This window comes from Inmirania thermothiophila, from assembly GCF_003751635.1.
Lineage (GTDB): Bacteria > Pseudomonadota > Gammaproteobacteria > DSM-100275 > DSM-100275 > Inmirania > Inmirania thermothiophila.
In genome coordinates this window covers 670525-689546 of the sequence record NZ_RJVI01000002.1, presented here as the reverse complement: position 1 = coordinate 689546, position 19022 = coordinate 670525, and the positions used below count along the sequence as shown (strand labels likewise).

Annotated in this window: 13 protein-coding genes; all 13 read right to left on the bottom strand. The window is 63.7% G+C overall.

What is annotated here, in order from left to right:
* Positions 1-20 precede the first annotated feature (20 nt).
* Complete coding sequence (locus EDC57_RS08905) at positions 21-1343, bottom strand: nicotinate phosphoribosyltransferase (RefSeq protein ID WP_245995200.1); 1323 nt, start codon at positions 1341-1343, stop codon at positions 21-23.
* Entirely contained in the window at positions 1340-1951 is a 612-nt protein-coding gene (locus EDC57_RS08900; protein WP_123401509.1) for an isochorismatase family protein, read from the bottom strand. Before EDC57_RS08900 ends, EDC57_RS08905 begins: the two co-directional genes overlap by 4 nt.
* A gap of 75 nt (positions 1952-2026) precedes the next feature.
* Positions 2027-3457 (bottom strand): RtcB family protein, encoded by a 1431-nt coding sequence (locus EDC57_RS08895; protein ID WP_123401508.1) that lies wholly within the window; start codon positions 3455-3457, stop codon positions 2027-2029.
* 58 nt (positions 3458-3515) lie between these two features.
* Positions 3516-3938 (bottom strand): archease, encoded by a 423-nt coding sequence (locus tag EDC57_RS08890; protein ID WP_123401507.1) that lies wholly within the window; start codon positions 3936-3938, stop codon positions 3516-3518.
* Between the two features lie 444 nt (positions 3939-4382).
* A complete protein-coding gene (locus tag EDC57_RS08885; protein ID WP_123401506.1) occupies positions 4383-4760 on the bottom strand; it encodes a DUF488 domain-containing protein in 378 nt (125 codons plus the stop codon).
* A 459-nt stretch (positions 4761-5219) separates the two neighbouring features.
* Complete coding sequence (locus tag EDC57_RS08880) at positions 5220-6335, bottom strand: DUF4236 domain-containing protein (RefSeq protein ID WP_123401505.1); 1116 nt, start codon at positions 6333-6335, stop codon at positions 5220-5222.
* Between the two features lie 13 nt (positions 6336-6348).
* Positions 6349-6582, bottom strand: coding sequence for a DUF2188 domain-containing protein (locus tag EDC57_RS13400; RefSeq protein ID WP_211331944.1), 234 nt, complete (start codon positions 6580-6582; stop codon positions 6349-6351).
* A 117-nt stretch (positions 6583-6699) separates the two neighbouring features.
* Entirely contained in the window at positions 6700-8502 is a 1803-nt protein-coding gene (locus EDC57_RS08870; protein WP_123401870.1) for a DUF262 domain-containing protein, read from the bottom strand.
* A gap of 148 nt (positions 8503-8650) precedes the next feature.
* Positions 8651-9433, bottom strand: coding sequence for a hypothetical protein (locus EDC57_RS08865; protein ID WP_123401503.1), 783 nt, complete (start codon positions 9431-9433; stop codon positions 8651-8653).
* Entirely contained in the window at positions 9430-11436 is a 2007-nt protein-coding gene (gene pglZ, locus EDC57_RS08860) for a BREX-3 system phosphatase PglZ (protein ID WP_123401502.1), read from the bottom strand. The genes EDC57_RS08865 and pglZ overlap by 4 nt, the downstream gene beginning before the upstream one ends.
* Positions 11429-14260, bottom strand: a complete 2832-nt coding sequence (locus EDC57_RS08855) for a helicase-related protein (RefSeq protein ID WP_211331943.1) — start codon at positions 14258-14260, stop codon at positions 11429-11431. The genes pglZ and EDC57_RS08855 overlap by 8 nt, the downstream gene beginning before the upstream one ends.
* 103 nt (positions 14261-14363) lie before the next feature.
* Complete coding sequence (locus EDC57_RS12650) at positions 14364-15863, bottom strand: hypothetical protein (protein ID WP_148051446.1); 1500 nt, start codon at positions 15861-15863, stop codon at positions 14364-14366.
* Between the two features lie 3 nt (positions 15864-15866).
* On the bottom strand, positions 15867-18986 hold the full coding sequence (locus EDC57_RS08850; protein WP_123401500.1) for a DNA methyltransferase: 3120 nt from the start codon (positions 18984-18986) through the stop codon (positions 15867-15869).
* Between the last annotated feature and the right edge of the window lie 36 nt (positions 18987-19022).

Below are 19022 nucleotides of genomic sequence, written 5' to 3'. Positions count from 1 at the left end.
GCCGATGCACGCCCCCCGTCTCAGTGGGCCTCGCGGTCGAGGGCGTCGGCGAGCCGCCGAAGCGCCGGCGCCACCGCCACCGGGTAGGGCGCCGGCGCCTCGAGGTCGCGCACCCCCTCGGGCAGCGCCGCGAGCTGCGCCCGCGCCCGCGCCCTCGCGGCGGCCAGGTCCGTCGCCGCCAGCCGCCGCCCGCCGCGCATCGCCGGCGCCAGCAGCGGCTCGCCCTCGGCGGCCTCGTCGGCAAGCGTGAGGAGATCGCCCGCCATGCGCCCGTCGGCGTGGCGGCGGTAGACCTGCTTGCGCCCGGGCCAGGTGGCCTTGCCCTCGGAGCGCTTGCGCCGCGGCCGCCCGGCGTACTCTTGCAGCTTGTAGGCGCAGTCGAGATAGGGGGCGTCGGCGGAGGTGTCCATGCGCGTGCCGACGCCGAAGCCGTCGATGGGCGCCTGCGCCGCGAGCTTCGCCAGCGCGTACTCGTCGAGGTTGCCGCTGGCGAAGATGCGCGTCTCGGCGAGGCCGCCGGCGTCGAGGATGGCGCGGACGCGGCGGGCGTGCTCGGCGAGGTCGCCGCTGTCGATGCGCACGGCGCGGATGCGGATCCCCTCGGCGGCGAGGCGCGGCGCCAGGGCCACCACCTTGCGCGCGGCGGCCTCGGTGTCGTAGGTGTCGATGAGGAGGACGACGTTGTCCGGCTGGGCGCGGGCGAAGCGCTCGAAGGCCTCCTCCTCGGTGGCGTGGGCCTGGATGAAGGAGTGGGCCATGGTGCCGTAGACGGGGATGCCCCAGAGGCGCCCGGCCTCCACCGTGGCGGTGCCGTCGAAGCCGGCGATGTAGCAGGCGCGCGCCGCCAGCAGCCCGGCCTCGGCGCCGTGGGCGCGGCGCAGCCCGAAGTCCACCAGCAGCCGCCCCGGGGCGGCGAGGACGCAGCGGGCGGCCTTGGAGGCGATCAGGGTCTGGAAGTGGAGGAGGTTGATGATGCGGCTCTCCACCAGCTGCGCCTGGGGCAGGGGGGCGGTCACGCGCAGGATCGGCTCGTCGGCGAAGCACACCGTCCCCTCGGGCATGGCGTCGACGTCGCCGGTGAAGCGGAAGGCGGCGAGCCAGTCCACGAAGTCGGCGCTGAAGCGGCCGCTGTCGCGCAGCCACTGCAGCTCGGCCTCGCCGAAGCGCAGCCCCTCGAGGTAGTCGAGGACCTGTTCGAGGCCGGCGGCGAGGAGGAAGCCGCGCCGCGGCGGCAGGCGGCGGACGAAGAACTCGAACGAGGCCGTCTCCGTCAGCCCCCCCTCCAGGTAGGCCTGGAGCATGGTGAGCTGGTAGAGGTCGGTGAGCAGCGGCGGCGTCTTCAAGCGGCGCCCTCCAGCGCGTCCAGCGTGAGGAAGCGTGCGCCCGCCTCGCGCATGCGCCGCTCGGCCTCGGCGCCGTCGCCCGGGCGCACGTTCACGGCGCGGATGGCGTCGCCCAGGACCCAGGTCTCGAAGCCCTCGCCGAGCGCGTCGAGCACGGTGTTGAACACGCAGTAGTCGGTGGCGAGGCCGCCGACGAAGACCCGCCGCACGCCGCGCCGGCGCAGCCGCTCGGCGAGATCCGTCCCCTCGAAGCCGGAGTAGGCGTCGCGCTCGGGGGTGTCGGCCTTGGAGATCACCTCCGTGCCCTGCGGCAGGCGCAGCCCCGGGGCGAAGGCCGCGCCCTCGGTCCCGGCCACGCAGTGGGGCGGCCACGGCCCCCCCTGGTCCCGGAAGGAGCAGTGGTCGGCGGGGTGCCAGTCGCGGGTGGCGAAGACGGGCAGCCCCGCGGCGGCAAATTGCTCCGCGTACCGGTTGAGCACCGGCACCACCTGGTCGCCGGCGGGCACGGCGAGGGCGCCGCCGGGGAGGAAGTCGTTCTGCACGTCGACGACGATGAGGGCGTCGCCCTCCTGCAGGCGGACGGCCTGGGGTTCCTCGCGCTCGCTCATGGTCCGAACCTCCGTGGTCTCGCCCCGGGGGCATTGTCGCAGAGCCGCACCCCTGCGGTCACCGCCGCCCCAGGGTCAGCCCTTGATGCAGATGAGGGGCTCGAGGCGCGCCACGCGCCGGGCGAGGCCCGCCCGCTCCGCCGCCTCCACCACCGCGTCCACGTCCTTGTACGCCCCCGGAGCCTCCTCGGCGAGGCCGCGCAGCGAGCGCCCCCGCAGGAGGATCCCGCGCGCGGCCATCTCCTCGATCAGGCTGCGCCCCTGCCAGCGGCGGCTGGCCTGGCGGCGGCTCACGCGGCGGCCAGCGCCGTGGCAGGCCGACTGGAAGGCGCCCTCGCCCGGGCCGGGGCGGCCGGCGAGGACCCACGAGGCGGTGCCCATGGTGCCGCCGATGAGCACCGGCTGCCCCACGGCCGCGAACTCCGGCGGCAGCCCCGGGCTGCCGGGGCCGAAGGCCCGCGTCGCCCCCTTGCGGTGGACGAAGAGGGTGCGCTCGACCCCGTCCACCACGTGCCGCTCCTCCTTGCAGGTGTTGTGCGAGACGTCGTAGAGCAGCGTGATCCGGGCCGCGGGGAGGACGTCGGCGAAGACCTCGCGCACCAGATGGGTCAGGATCTGGCGGTTGGCGAGGGCGCAGTTGATGGCCGCGCGCATGGCGCCGAGGTACTGCGCGCCCACCTCCGAGCGGATCGGGGCGCAGGCGAGCTCGCGGTCGGGCAGGGCGATGCCGTGGCCCGCCGCGGCGCGGGCCATGCGCGGCAGGTAGTCGGTGCCGATCTGGTGGCCGAGCCCGCGGGAGCCGCAGTGCAGGCTCACCACCACGGCGCCCTCCTCGAGACCGTAGGCGCGGGCGGCCTCGCGGTCGTGGATCGCGCCCACCCGCTGGACCTCGAGGTAGTGGTTGCCCGAGCCCAGGGTCCCCATCTCGGGGCGCTGGCGCGCCTTGGCGCGGGCCGAGACCGCGTCCGGGTCCGCCCCCGCGACGCATCCGCCCTCCTCGACGCGGGCGAGGTCGGCCGCCTCGCCCCAGCCCTCGGCCACGGCCCAGCGCGCACCGCCTCGCAGCATCGCCTCCATGGCCTCGTCGTCGAGGCGGATCCGCCCCCCCACCCCGACCCCGGCCGGGATGTGGCGGAAGAGGGCGTCTGCGAGGCGCTCGCGCACCGGCGCCAGGGCCTCCTCGTCGAGGCCCGTGTGCAGCGTGCGCACGCCGCAGGAGATGTCGAAGCCGACCCCGCCCGCCGAGACCACGCCGCCCTCGTCGGGATCGAAGGCGGCCACCCCCCCGATGGGGAAGCCGTAGCCCCAGTGGGCGTCGGGCATGCAGTAGCTGGCGCCGACGATGCCCGGCAGGGTGGCGACGTTGGCGGCCTGCTCGAGCACCTTCTCGTCCATGGCCGCGAGCAGTTCGCGGTCGCCGAAGAAGACCACCGGCACCCGCATCCGCCCCCGCGGCGGGTGGCGCCAGACGCACTCGGCGAGCGGTTCGAGCGATCGCAGCTCCATCACGAGACCTCCCGCGGACGGGTCCTTTGTGGGGTCGGCGGGTGCCCTTTTCGAGACCTCAGACGTCCACCACGCACTGCGCGCGCCAGCGCCCGTCGGGCTCGCGGCGCACGGCGAGGGCGGTGAAGGTCGGGCCCTTGACCTCCACCGCCGGGCGGTGCCGGTCCGGGTCCACGGGCTCGCCCCAGGCGCGCCCCCGCAGGCGGGTGCCATCCTCGATGGCGACCTCGAAGCGGCCGAAGAGCATCCGCCGCAGGGCCATCTCCGAGACCAGGGCCCCGAGCCAGGCGTAGAGCAGGTACTCGAGGTCGGACTCCTCGAGGGTGATCTCCACCGCCTCCCGCGGCCGCACCCGGGCGGGGTCGGTGATCACCGCGACGAGGGCGAGGGCGGCGTGGGCGAAGGCCTCCTCCGGGGTCGCCCCCCAGCCGCGCACGCCGATGTCGGCGCCGTGGTCGAAGTGCTCCCAGGCCGGTTCCATGGCGTCGATGCTGGCACGGGCGGGGGCAAAAAAAAACCGGTACCCGAAGGGTGGGAGGGTACCGGCAAGCTACCACCAAAGGAGGATGGAGGAGTCACACAAGCCGTCGCGTTGGCGCGCATTATACGCCTTGCATGCTGCGATGCAACACCAAGAGCCCGGATCATGCAAAAGAATTTCTTGCCCAACATGTAAGCGCATGTTGCGAAAGGCATGGCCTGCGCCCTGCGGAGATGCCACGGCCGGATCCGGCATGCTGCAGCGCAGCAGCACGGCGGCGCGCAAGGCGGGAACGCGGCGGCCCGGCGCGCGGGGCGTTGCGCCGGCGTATCCGCGGGGGTGCTGCGGCCGCGCCGAGGCGGGGGGCGCATCGCCCGGGCCGGCCCGGACCGTGCCGCCTGCGTCACGGCGCCGGACCCGCCCATCGGCGCGGGCCCGACCCCCTCAGCCCGAAGGGTCCGCCGCCGGCCGCCGGCGCAGCCGCGCCTCGAGGAAGGCCCTGAGGGCCACCGCGTTGTTGCGCTCCGTGTCCCGCGCGGCGAAGAGCAGCGTCACCGGACCCTCGCGGGCGAGGGCAAGGAGCCGATCCACCGCCTCCGGCCTCGCCTCGAGCTCGGCGTGATAGCGGCGCACAAACCGCGCCCAGCGGGCAGGGTCGTGGCCGTACCAGCGGCGCAGGGCGTCCGACGGCGCCACCTCCCGCAGCCACAGATCCACCGCCGCCGCCTTCCGCGCAAGCCCCCGCGGCCAGAGCCGATCCACGAGGACCCGGACCCCGTCCCCGGGCCCCGGCGGCAGGTACACGCGCCTCGTCCGGATCATGCGTGCCGACGCCGCCCCTTTACCGCGCGCGCCCCGCGGGGACGCGCCCGCCACGGCGAGCATAGACCCAGCGCGGCGTTTCGGCTCCGGGGCAGGGGGCAGGGGGCGGAAGGAGAAAGGCCTGGCGGGGAAGCCGGGCCTTGGTGGGGGCCGGCTCCCCGGGACGCGCTCGACGATTCCGCCGGGAGCGGAATCGGACGCACGCAGTGCGCCCGAAGGGCCGCGGCCAGGGAGGGCCGCGGTCAGCCGCCGAGAGGCGGTGAGAGCCTGGCTTGGACAAACGAGAAAGGCCTGGTGCGGGTTGCCAGGCCTTCTATTTCAGGAATGGCTCCCCGCTTGCAACCCTCTTCATAACCACTCTCCACCGCCAGGATATCACCTAACCAGTTGATACACAATATCTTTTCAAAGAGCGGCACATCCCCGAGGGGGCGGAAACGGCGTTGATGCGGATTTCCGCTACAGTCCCAACCGGGCCGCCACGTCCTCGTAGTCCGGGTCCTCGGCGTAGAGCTTCTCGAGCTCGCTGTGCGCCCGCCGGCGCTGGCCGAGGTTCTCGTAGACCAGGGCCCGTTCGTACCGGAGCGCCCGGAGCAGTTCCTCGGACCGGCCTTTCCTCCGGCGCAGGGCGCCCGTCAGGGTCTCCCGCGCAGCAATCAGGAGCCCGAGCCCACGCAGGGCCCTGGCCTTGTAGAGCAGCAGAGCGGTGTGGACCGGCGTCTCGTTCTCGATGCCTTCGGCCAACCGCACGATCTTCCGGCAGACGTTGACGCTCGCCGTCCGTGGCTCGCGCCCTTCGGGCGTGCCTTCGGCACGTCCAAATCGGCTCTCCTGCCGATTTGTCTTGTCGCCCGGGCGGGCGTCCAACAGCAGCTCCGCGAGGGACAGCTTCACCACCACGTCGTCGGGTTCGAGGCGCAGCAAGCGCTCCAGGCAGGCAATCGCATCCTCCCAGCGCTCCTGACGCTGATAGACCTCCACCAGGCCCAACAGCACGCCGCGGAGATCCGGCCCCACATGCGCGGACACCTCGTCTGTGATGGGGAGACTCATGGTGGCGGAGATGCCGTACTTGGAGAAGTAGGTTCCCAATCGGCGGTACTTCTCGGCGGCCGTCGCCAGATAGTTCGCGGCCTCGATCAGCCGCTCCTGCTTGAGCGCCAGGAAACCGGCGAGGTACGCGCCGTCGGCCAGGTGAGTCGCCTGTTCAAGGTGCTGAAGCGCCTTGTCCTCATTCCCCAGCACCAACTCCCGGCACCCGTCCACCAGGGCCTCCTCGTCGTCCGGCGTGATGAGCCGCTTGAAGAAACCCAGCGTCAGCCGGTCTTCCGGGCGGACCGTTGGGACGGCCGGAGCGGAGTAGGACGCGCTTCTCCTACCGCTGGACCTCCCGCTCGGAAGCGTGGTCGTGTAGAAAAGGCCTGTTCCCGGGATGCCCACCGTGGCCCGCTTGCCCCTCGGACCGATGGTGAACTTCGCCCCGCGCGGCCCGAACGAAAGAGAGCCGCCCGACTTGCTCAGGTTCAGGGTCACGCCCGGTGCGATCCTGATTCGTCTCCAGAAGCGGAAGCTCATCCGGAACGTCCTGTTATCCTTCGGGCGGATACGGATCCTTGCCGTATGTGTGTTCCGTCTGGATCGTACCGTCCTGCTTGTGAATGATCACCTGTCCAAGCGCCTGCTTCTTCGCCAATTCCTTGGCACGGGCTATGGCCTCGGCCTTCGTATCGTGGCTGCTGGACGCCCTTGACGCATTTTCTTCTTTGACGTTCCAGCCGCCGTCGGTCCGAGGAGTCACATGGTAAGTCTTACGTCTTGGCATTGTTTCACCTCCATGCATGTCGTTCCCTCAAGGCGCATCCTGTTTCCCCCGCAGGCGGTGCCGTTTTGATCGACCCAGTGCATTCGGCTGCTATTGGTGGGATTGATATCGGGAACGCTATTCGGCATTTGGCACCTCCGACCCATCCGTATTCACGTCCTTGACTGCGGAGACCACATCCACGTTGATCCCGTAGTGCTTTCCGAGCTTTTTTAGGACCGTCTTGTGATTTGCCTTCAGTTCGGTGGGAGTCCATTTTTCACTTCGCAGGACACGAAGGGAATTGGTGCAGGTGTCTATGTTTTTCTCAAAGTACCTTTTGCGCTTCTCTGAGTAATCCAGTCGCCCTTGCGACGAGTTCTTGCGCCGGGTTATGAGTACAAGGTTACCGAGCTTGTCGGTCCACTCGTTTCGCTCTTCTTCTGAAAAATCTTTGACCCACTGGCTGTCTTCCGTTGGGTTTTGCGGCAGAACATGCTCGACAGACAGGGTCTCGAAATGCATCCGCTGGTCGTGGTTCTGGTAGAGGTAGTCAAGTTTCAGAAGCAGATATCGGGCAAATCGCCGGCCATATACCGCTCCGTCCAACATTCGGACGAGCGATCCTTCATCAATGTCGAAAACGTCGGTGGAAAAAAGGTCGTCCACAGTGTTGGCGTCATCGATTGCCTGGATGATCTTGTTCATCGCAGCGATACGGTCCGTGGGAGTGTACTGGCAAATCCAGTCGGCCGAGAACTTGTTATCGAGGCGTTTCAAGAACTCCAGAATGCGGTCGTATTTAAACTTGTCGAAATACCTGAGCAAAGGCGGGACCCAGTCCGTTGCAGGCAGCCCCGTGAGCATGACCTTGATAAGGTTGTCGAACTCGAAGCTGCCGCCGGTTTCGTCGTAGTTTTGGCCGCCCAGCAAGGTCCGATACTGCCCCAGGTATCGCTCGATCAGCTCAAATGTCTCGCGCCCTTTCTTGAGGAGCACGGGTTTTTTCTGACCTGTCGCCTTGTCCCGCTCCTTGGGGTTGTAAATCTTGTCCTCGAACTCCTGAAGAAGACTCAGCCGCGCCTTGTCCTTCACCAGGATGGTCCGCACGTGGTTGAGGAATCGATCAAAGTCATCCCCAAGCTCGCTTTCCGCCTCCTCCCACATTTTGGCGTACTTGACCTTCTCTTCCTCGCTCTCCAAGGCCCCGAGATTCATGGACTTCAGGATGTCGCTGTTGCGAAGGGGGATGCCCCGATCGTTAAGGATCATGAACAACCGGAAGGCATCTTCAAGGTCTTCGGTCGAGACGTAGATGAGAAGCACCTTGTTGAGGAGAAACTGGAGCAGGTCTTCGGGCTTCGTGTTCGGGTTCTCGCGGAAGAACCCGCGGATCTCGAGGATGGCGGCGGCCATGTTCCGCACGGATACGTCTCCTCCCTTGGAAACCATACGCTTCAGGTCATCCTCTCGGTTCGTGCCGCCGTCGGCCTTGACGAACTCATCGATGAACTTTTGCACCTCATCACGTATGGCGAACACTAGGCGGGTTCGTTCCGGAATGACCTTGTATTTGCTGGCTTTCTGATAGATGCACTTCTGGCAGTCGTCCTTGGCGTCGGGGTCCTCCGCCAAATCTCGCAGCACGGCAAAAAGCATGAGCAACGTCGCCATGCGCTGCTGCCCGTCGAGAAGGTCGTTTTCGTCAAACTCCTGTCCGCTATCCGGCGCTGCGGGCTTGGACTGGAACACGAACGAGCCCAGGAAATACTCGAAATCGGGCTTTTCCGTCATGGCAAAGGTCACGTCATCAAGAAGGTCGGCAATCTCTTCCCGGCCCCACACGTAGGGACGCTGGTACTCGGGAACCCGGAACCACATCCGGGAAAAGATATCCTTCACCAGAATCTTCTCGCTCTTGATCTCGCCTCTTGACGGCATGTTCACACCTCTCTGGTTTCCTGGTTCGTATTCAGCCGTACCCGGCCAGCACATTCTGTCAGCATTCTCGGCCCACCAATTCTCTCGGCAAACATATCGAGAATTTCATAGAAGCGAATCAGATCATGGAGTCGATGATCCGAAAGCGTCATGATCCGCCTCCCTTCGCCGCTGGCAGGCTTTCCGTGCGGAGCATGATCAAGTCCTGGTCAAGGCCGTGTCGCAGCACATCGAGCCGTCCGGATACCGCGACCAGGTGGTCTGCGGATATTGGGCTGAGACGGAACGGGAACAGGCTCGTGGAATCGAGGACCGTTCTCAGAGCCACCGAACCGTTGGGATGAGCGTGCAAGAAGGCCTCGGCCAACCAGGCGATAACCTCCACCTGAGCTATGGCGAGTGAAAGCCCAGCGGTATAGATGCCTTTTTCCGATGTTTCCTTCAGGACCTCCCAATCGACGAAGCTCCGCAGCACCCGTCGTGCCGCTCTGGATACCGTGTCGCGTTCCCCATATTGCTCCCGCACACGGCGCTGTACCTGGCTGGCTGCGGCCGTTCCCTGGAGCCTGAGCAGTCGCCCCACATGGGCCGCTACGGCCCCCCAGAACGGATAAACCGCCATGGCCAGGCCCCAGTGGACCGCGATATGGTCCTCACGCGGCAGGTGTGAGAGAAGCTTGAGGCCTTCCCGCTGAAGGGGATGGAGGTCGCGCGGGGGGCGGACCCAGATCTTCATCAGAATGGTGATCACCTTCTCCCGATTGCCGCGTTTGGCATTCCCGCCGACAGACAGCTTGTCTTCGAGCAGCTCTTGGAGGGCGTTGTAGATGGACGCCTCGTCGTTTCCGGCAAGCACCAGGTTGGCCGTTCTCTCCAGCCATTCAAGACGGACCCGCTGGCTGAAACCGATCTGGGTCAGGCGACTGTTCATCGGTCCCTCCTATCGATCTGGACAAGAGGGACGAGCAGTTCCTCGACACTAATGCCTCCATGACCGACGAGGGTTTCACCCGCCCGCACGAAAGCAGCCCGGTTCGGAGCGATGAGGGCGAGGTAGTCCTCTGGGAGGCCCACCGAGGGCCACTCCAAGGACTCCGGGAATCGCTCCTTGATTTGAGCCCTGAGCCTGGGATCGGAGTAGACACGCACGCGCTCGCCGCGCAGGTCCGCAACCGCCCCTTCGGCAGGCCGTCCTGCGCCTTTCGCCTCGATGTTGCCGTGGTCCGAGGCAAGGTAGACCTGGAAACCGCGGTCATGGAGCAGGCCGAGAAGGTCCCGCATGAAACCCTGCCTGGCCCATTGCCGAACCTGGTTGTGCATCCCCGCTGCACCCAGCTCCATGCCGTGCATGATCCGGTCGACCTTGTCGATGACCAGTCCGACGACACGTAGCCTGGGCCGGCTCAGTAGCTCGGAGACCTCGTCCATGTCCCCGTCGCCCAGCCCCTTGGCGTAAGCTACCTCATGCTGCGTCAGCCCCTGATCGACCCAGAACTGCGTCCAAAGGCCCGGCTCCTTGTCTGTGGTATGGATACTCGCCGGGAAGTAGATCGGCGGCTTGCCGGCAAAGGCGGCCTGACGGGAAACCGAGGTGATGGTGGGAATCCAAGCGAAAACGGCGTTCTCACGGAACCGCAGCTTCGAATCCAGCTCTCCGAGCACCTCGCGCAAGGCGATCCATTGGTCCAGGGCGAGGCCGTCCACCAGCAGAAAAGCGATCTTCGTGCGCCGGTCGTCTCCGAGGCTTCGGGCGAGGAACCGCGGGATGTGATGCAGCATCACCGGCGGCGCGGGCGGAAGGTTGATCAGGCTCGCGTAGCGCTTCACCACCCAATCGGTGAGCGCAGAATCGATCCGGGATCTCAATGCCTCCAGGCGCTCCCGGTATTCTTCCGGCAGGGTGGTGTCCGGCTCCAGCTCCAAAGCGACGAGTTCCGCCCAACGGTAGGCGAAATGGAGCCACTCCCCATAACGCGCCTGCACCGTGGGGATCGTCTTCTCGATGGAATCCAGCAGCCCCTCCATGCGGCGGCGACGGTTCTCCACGGGGGAGACTTTGATGCCGTAAGCCACCCAGGTCTTGGCGAGCGCTTGCGATTGCTCGTGAGGAACCGGCTGGAGCAAGCCCTCGAGGAAAAGGTTGTCGATGTAAATGCGGACATCGTGGTGGTCGAAAGGCAAAAGCGTCGGTCCTGGGAACTCGAAGCCGTAGTCCGCCGCGTCCTCGTGGACGGCATCGTCCTTCGGCTTTGCGAGCGAATCCAGGAACACCGGCCAGCGCTCCTGCAGGAACGCAAAGAATGCTTGCGCGTCCGGAATGATGGCTTCCAGAGGCCAATCCTCGAACAGGCCGTTTTGACGAAGCACCTGGATAAAGCGCTCATCGAGGATGGCCGGGATTCGTTGTCCGCGGTAATGACGACGCAGCAAGACCCGGAGTAGGTCCGATGGCTGCTTGATGAGTTCCGGAGCGATCTCGAACACATGACGAAGGACGAACTCCTTCGTAGCGTTGTCGCCGAGCTGCCCCGGCGCGTGCCTCAATTGCGCATCGAACAAGGCGTCGAGATCAGCCCGGTCGAGCGCCGCGACCACGGGATAGCTGAGATTCGGGAAGAGATCGCCCAGGTTGAACGAGAGCTTGCGGCCAGCCTGCAGCAGGTCGTAGGGCAAGGCATCGAGATCGCTCGAAGGCGATCTCAGCACCACCACCAGATCGGTTTCCTCGCCGCGGTCCCAGCGGGAGCGGAACTTGGATTCGTAGGCATAGCGAAAGGCGACATGATCCTCGAACGGGATCAGCTCAAAGCCCCGTTCCCGGATCCCTTCGAGGACACCTTCTTCAAGGAGCAGGCCGTCCGGATCCGCGACCAGGGTAAGCCGGGCGACCTGGGGTGTGAACTCACTCAGGATTTGGTCACGCCAACTACCCATGGGCGCCTCCCTCCACGCGGACGAGAAGCAGGGGCGCCATTTCCGGCAAGATCTGGGCCCTGCGCTCGAGTTGTTCCCTGAAGCGTTCTTCCTCCTGTTCCAAGAGACTCAGGCGATGGTTACGGACCTGGGGCAGTCCGATGCGCTCGATGGCTCTGCGTCGCGCAGCGAAGGCGTACTCGCCCTTCTCACGCTCCCGAGCAAGACGCTCCCGGTGAGCCTGCACCAGCTCGTCGTAGATCGTCTTCCCCTGTCGTTCCGCCGCCTCCTGCAGTCGCTCGAAGGCTTGATGAGAGGTCTCGACGTCCAAATGCCGCAGGATCGTGGGCTTCGTTACCACCAGTTGATCCCAGATGTGCCGGGCAGTCGGCGCGAACACCCGACCGTCGTCGGCCAGGAACAAAGGCATGATCCGGCGGCGGTTCCAGTCGGCGGTCGAGATCGAGATTCGCCAGAGTGACCAGAAACCCATGATCTCTGGGGCAAGGTTGGTAAGCGTGATGACCGGGACCGGTTGTCCAGGGGCAAAGGGAGGTAGGCGCATGGCCAGCCCACGCACCTTGGGATCTTCCAGCGTCAAGTGGCGGCTCAGAGGCTTCTCTTCAGCCTCCTTGCTGGTGAAGACGACATTGGTCAGTCGCTCGCCGTTGGGCCAAGTGAGATCCCAGGCGCCGTTCTTCCTCTCAGCCTTACCGCCGTGAGCCTGCAGGTAGCTTACCGTCATGCGCTCCACCCAATGCGGGAGCGGGTGGGACAGCAGCCGCTGGGCCTCACGAGGGTCCAGGTCCTCGGTAGAGCCGAGCACGGAGGCGCTCTGTCGGGACTCCCAGGCCTGCTCCTGGATGTTTTTCAGGACCTCGTCGACCTTCGTCTCCACCACATCAGGGTTGAGGATGGCCTCCACATACAGATCATCGAAGATCTGGCCCGCCTGGGCCGAGTCGAGCACGTCACCGGTCTTGTCGATGCCGAACTCTTCGAAGATGACCGCCAGTTTCTCCTCCAGGACCTCGCGGACACGGTGTTCGACCGAGTCCTCGAACACGAAGTTGATGGCGCGCACCGTATGGGTCTGGCCGATGCGGTCCACCCGGCCGATGCGTTGTTCCAGGCGCATCGGGTTCCAGGGGATGTCGTAGTTGATGACCACATGACAGAACTGGAGGTTGAGACCCTCACCACCGGCGTCCGTCGAGATGAGGATGCGGGCATCCTTGGCGAATGCGTCCTGGACCCGCTTGCGCTCCTCCATGTCCATGGAGCCGTTGAGACACACCACCTCGAAGCCACGCTCGGTCAGGAACTCGTACAGCATCTCCTGGGTCGGCACGAACTCGGTGAACACCAGCACCTTGAGATCCGGGTCGCCTTCCTCAGCCTGGAGACGGTAGATCCAGTCCAGGAGCGCTTCGGCCTTGGCGTCCGGGCCTTGGGCTTCGCAGCGTCTTGCCGCTTCCAGAAGCAGCTTCACCTCGGCCCGTTCATTCTTCAGGGCCTTGAGCCGGGTCTTGAGCAGCGTGTCCATCTGCTCCTGGCCGTCCAGGTCGGCCCAGTCCTCCTCGCTGAGCTGCGGGAAGAGTGTGAGCTGTTCCTGTGGGGCCTCGAGCGCTTCGAGGCGCCGCTCCAGGGTGGTGCGGATGGCGCGGGTGCTGGAGACCACCAGGCGCTGCATCAGGATCATGAGGAATCCGATGTAGCTGCGCTTTTCGCGCATGGCCTGGTTGTAGCCCTCGCGCACGTATTCGGTGACCGCCTCGTAGAGCAGCCGTTGATCCCGGTGGCGATCCTCCCAGGAGACCGGTGCCAGCTCCGTGCGCCGGGGTTTGAAAAGCGGCTTGCCCTCCGCGTCGATGGCGCGGCGCTTCTCCGTGCGGATGACGTAGGGCTGTACCCGCTCCTTGGTCACGCTGCTCACGTCGGGGAAGGCCTGGGCGTCGACCAGGGAGATCAGCCGGTGGAAGGCATCGGTCTTACCCTGGTGCGGTGTGGCGGAGAGCAGGAGCAGGTAGGGCGCGGCCTCGGCCAGCCCCTGGCCGAGCTTGTAGCGGGCCACCTGGTCCGTGCTTCCACCCAAGCGATGGGCCTCGTCCACGATCACCAGGTCCCAGCCGGCGGAGATCAGGTCCTCGAAACGCTCCCGGTTGTACTCGGCCACCTGCTGCCTCGACCAGCCGCGCCGGCCGTCCAGGGGTTTCACAGAGTCCATGGGGCAGACCACCTGTGGATGGCTCTGCCAGAGGTTGTCCTCCCGGGCGATGCGGCGGTAGGCGGAGAAGTCGCTCGGGATGAGGAGGCGGAACTCCTCCCCGAAGTGGGTGCGCATCTCCGCCACCCATTGGGTCACCAGGCCCTTCGGGGCGATCACCAGCGTCCGCCTCACCAGGCCCCGGAGCTTGAGTTCCCGCATGATGAGACCTGCCTCGATGGTCTTGCCGAGGCCCACCTCGTCCGCCAGGAGATAGCGCACGCGGTCGTTGGAAATGGCCCTGGAGAGAGCCCGAATCTGGTGTGGCAACGGGATGACGGAAGATTCGATGGGCGCAAGCAGGACGTCCTGGGTCAGCGCATCGGCGACCCGCGCCGCCGCGGCGAGATAGGTCAAGTGATGAGTGCTGAGGACTGAGGACTGAGTAGGTGAAAGAGCTGAAGCATCGACGCGGATGATCGAATCGGTTGATGGAAGCCAGACGCGGAAAAATGCATTGCCCCACAGGACAGACTTCTCAATGATCCTGCCCAATACTTGGTGTGGATGGACGAGTACCCAATCGCCCTCGGCAAATGGCTGCTTATTGAAAGATGATGAACGCGTCGCTTGGCTCATCCTTCTTCAGTTCCACCTGGTTTGTACACGGTTTCTTGACACTTTCTTAGTTGACTTCCCTATCGAATCCTGCCGCATTTGATCCGCTTTCATCGCTCAATAGTCACCACTCTTCATCTTCACCGGGGAGAGACGCCGCCTTCGCTTCGAGCCTCGATATCAACGGCGCGGTCCACTTATAAGCCCTCAAAGACTCGATAACACTGTCGAAATCTTTCCTGCCCACCCAACTCTTGGGACTGCCAACGTCTACCGATGCTACAATCTCAGCGACAATCTGCTCACGTTGCTTCTTGTTGAGATGGGCAAGGGCAGAGAGGACTCTATTCAAATGACGATCCTTAAAGCGAATTTCGTTTTTCTCATTGGTGAACGTCTCGAGTGCAATACCCCGAACAACGTCTAACGGCCAAGATGCCCCATCTTGCGACAGCTTCTCAAGAAATGCACAAGCTGAAAAAGCTCTGCCATCAGCAGCTTGGAGAATGTTCCGGCCGAGCTCCACCTGCTGCTCTTCGTTGAGGGCCGCAGCCTGGCCGGGCCCGTTCGAAACAATCAGTTCAATCGCTGGGTTTTGCTTCGGCCAAGTATATGATTGCAACGCATTGATCAAGTTCTGGAAACAAGTTTTCGTGCTCAATGACGCGGACCGTAGCTCGCTTGAAGACAAGCGCGATACGCGCTCGGTGAAACGCTGCTTCTGGCGTTTTGACAACGCGCCATCATTGTCGAGACGCTCAAGATACGTAAGGACACTGGAACGTGTGCCAGACTCGGCTAGGATCGAGCCAACCAACGAATCTTGCGCACGTTTGCCGATCTCTCTGAAGAGGTCAGCAATACTACATACACGCATCAGCGTCTTCGGAAATCGGTTAACCTTGTCATGCCATTCATCATGTGAGAATACACCAACTCCGACCTCCATAAGCATCGCACGGCAAAACCATATTCCACGTCGGAAGAAGATGGCCATCGATGAATCATCTGCCAACTTCTCCAGTTCTTCCCAGTAATTGTCTAGTAACCAGCCATGAATGCTCTCGTCCAGCCTTGGGATAATATCCTTGGTGAATGCCGTAACTGCCGTTTGCTGGTCGTCCAAATAACTTCGATTCTCCAGCAGACTCTTAAGCAACTGTTTGCCAAACCCATGCCGTAGCTTGACTGCCTTGGACAACACGTGTTCAACCACAACTGCCGCAGCATGTGACACTTGCTCCTGCGATGGGGCTTCCTCGTAAGGATGGCCGTAAAGACAGCGCATCTCGTAGACGTGGTTCAGGATTGTGTGACCAGAATCAGATAAGAAGCCGTACTCGTGAGCTTTGTCCAAAACGAATTTATCTACGGACTTGTGCTCACGCTCTTTTTTTTCGATATCACTAACGATTCTGCCCGCAGCACTGTCGCGTTTTTGCGCCTCACGGAAGCGTCGCTTCAAGGATTCCGCACATGCCAGCCATATCATCACGTAGGCGGCTCGGAGTGCGCCAGCCTTCCCCGCTTTGACAGCTTCATCGAATAAAGGACGATCTTCGTCGGCAAGAATGTTTCGCGCATATTTACTTAGATCCACTGTTTGGCGATTCGCGGCACACATGGTTTACTCCTCTCCCATCCTCGTGAGCGCCTGGTCGTACCACATGAGGAGCTTGGGGTCCTCCTGAAGGACGTTCTCGGGGATCTTGCGCGCCACGGCGATAATGGTGGCGTAGTCGCGCTCCTGCCATGCCTTCTTGAAGCCGGCGCGGACGGCCTCGAGGCGGAACACCTTCAGGCGCCTCGAGCTGGACTCGCGGTACTCCTCGAACTCGCGCAGCAGGGCCCGCTCGCGGAGCTTCTCCAGGTCGCTGGCCTTGTTGGGGTCCGGGACGTACCAGCGGTCCTTGGCCTTGGCCCGGAGGCGCTCGTCGTCCTTGGGCAGGTTGCGCAGCTCCTTGAAGTTGCTGGAGAGGTAGCTGTGGATCTGGCTCGGCACCTCGCCCTTGCCGTCGTAGCGGAGGAAGTTCTGTTCCAGCAGCTCGGAGAGCTCGAGTGGTTTCTCGTGCTTCTGCCATCCGCCGATCTCCTTGAGGAACTGCGGATGGAGCTCCTGGAAGGTCTGCGGCTTCCTGGTGAGCTGCTGCTTGAGCCATTGGATGGCGGAGGCCTCATCAGTGGCGAAGAGCTGGAGTTGCAGGACCTCCTTCACCTTCATGCGCTTCTTGTCGTACTCCGCCACCTGCTCGGGCAGGAAGTACATCCCGTCGCGCTCCGGGAAGCGCTGGGCGAGACCGGCGTAGAACTCCGCCGCGGAGAGAGGCACCGTCACGCCCCGCTGGACGTGGAAGGCCACCATGCGGTCGAAGAGCAGGTAGTTCTGCCGCTCGGCGATGACCTCCGCCTTGCCGTCCTTGGAGACGAACACCGGAAGCTGCTTCAGGTGCGTGCGGACGAAGTCCCAGACACCTTCCTCGGTGCCGGCCGTCAGCTTGAACCGTTCCTCAAGGCCACCGTTGGGTTTGTAGGCGGAGATTATAAGGTCTTGCTTGACTGCGCTTGCCGAAGTGTATTGTTTGAATGATCCCTGCTTTTTATCTAGCGTTCGCACGTCGGCGATGACGAAGCCTGCCGTTTGCAGTGCTTCCTGAATGCTGTTCCAGACGCTGTTCTTGGAGTTGTGAAACTCCACGGTCATCCAGCGGCCTGGCTTGAGCACCCGGTAGTATTCCTTGAAGCACTCGGTCATCAGCCGCTGGTACTCCGGCAAGCCTTTGCCCTGGACTTTGTTCTCGATCGCCTCATGCCTGTTGTTGGTGAAACTCCTCAGCCAAGCCTCCCATAGGAAGCTCAGCTCGGAATACATGAGATTTCCCCCAAATGGTGGGTCTACGAACACATAGTCAACCGATTCTGCATTACATATAGCGCTTGTAGTCGATTGTGTGCTGATGGCTACGACTGCATTGCCGGGAAGCTCCCACTTCATAGATAACAGCCGCGACTCAAGGCTCGTGTAGGCGGGAATCTCTGGAACCGTGGAGGAGACATACAAGGTCCCCTTAGTTCCAGCGTTGATAAAACCCCCGCCTCCATGGAAAAAGTAGCTAAAAGCGATACTCGCAAGTCGAGACGTTATTCGCTCTGCCGCTGTCTTTGTGAAGAACAGCCGTAACCGCAGTTTAGCCTCTGAGATACGATGCATTCTGTGGACAAAAGAAGCAATCCCCCACAAATTCCGCTTCGTATAAAAATGATGCACGTGGGTGAGGCCGTGTGACACCTTCGGCTGCTCGGTGTTGTATCCCTCCGGCATCCGGTCGGTCGGGAACCAGTAGGGAATGTCCAGCGCCTCGAGTTTCTCGATGAGCGCCAGGTCGAAGGCGTCGGGCGTCTTCTCAAAGCGCTTCTTGCCCACGCTGTAGTTGATCAGCACCGGCACCTGCTTGGCCTGGCGGATGGCCTGGCCGATGGCCTTGTCGTAGCGGGTCACCCAGGCGCGGTCCATGTTGCGCTTGGTGAGTGTGGCGCCGCAGTGGGGACAGGGAAACTCGCTGTGCACCTTGCCCGCTTCCTTGTCCACCGCCGCTTCCCAGAAGACCACCTCCCGCGTACACTCGGGACAAACAAACACATCCGACCAGACGGTGTAATTCACAGTGCCGAGGACTGAGGACTGAGGGCTGAGTAAGGCGCGGATCTCCTCGACTGTCTTGCAGGCCTTGAGCTTGCCGGCCCACTCATCGCTCAGTCCTCGCTGCTCAATCCTGGAGGACGCTGTGTGCAGCGTCCGATACATCCAGCCGCATTCCTCTTCCACCTCTTTCAGGATGCGTTTGGCTTCGCGCTCGAAGGCCGGCACATCCACCGGCGTGTTGTAGTTGTAGGCGATGAAGGTGGCCGCAGGCGACAGGTCGTTGTGGACGGCACGCCGGGCGCCGAGCCTTGAGAAGGGCTTCCAGACCGGGCGCCTTCTGCCAAACTCATCCGTTTCTTCCTCCTGCTGGTAGATGACGCCTTGCTCATCCACCTTGTAGCCAAGCGACTCCACCGTCTTGCGGTCACCACAAAGTTGCGCCGCAACGCCGGTCATCCCGGTTCCGGCAAAACCATCGAAGACCACGTCGCCCGGCTCGGTATAGTGCAGGATGTACCGCATGATCGCCTTATGCGGCACCTTGGTGTGGTAGGAGTGCGCGTTGTAGATGGGATCGTTCTTCCCCTCTCTTACGTCCGCTGCGAATGGCTCCTTGCTGTAAGGCACGTTCGGATCATAGGGCTTGCCGTAGTGCTTGATGAAGTTCGCGATGAAGGGGTTCGGACACGCCGTGTAATACGGAGGATCGGAGAGGTTCAGGATGTCCTCGATCTCCCCGTGCGGGAAGCCGACCTCGTCCTTGTAAAGCGTCAGAAGGTCGCGCGTCGTGCGTCGCGCGTCGGTATCCGATGACGCTAGACGCTGGACGCGTGACGCTTGACCCATGCGTTCCGCCAATTCCCTGATTCGCCTTTCGTCTCCAACCGGCCAATGCTGAAGAGACTTGAGACGCTGAATCGCGTCTTCCACCGTGGTAAAGGGCACACCGCCGAGCTTGGCGTGGAGTTCCGTAAGCATATCGCGCAAGAGGCCAAGGAAGTGCTCCCGCCGCGCCTCGTCGGAGTCGAATGTCTGGCCAAGGCATTCGACCGGTCCCTGGTTCCTGGTTTTGAATTCCTGGTGTTCAAAAAGGTCTGGGCAATTCATGCGAACTTCACTCCTTTATTGGCTGAATAAGGCAAA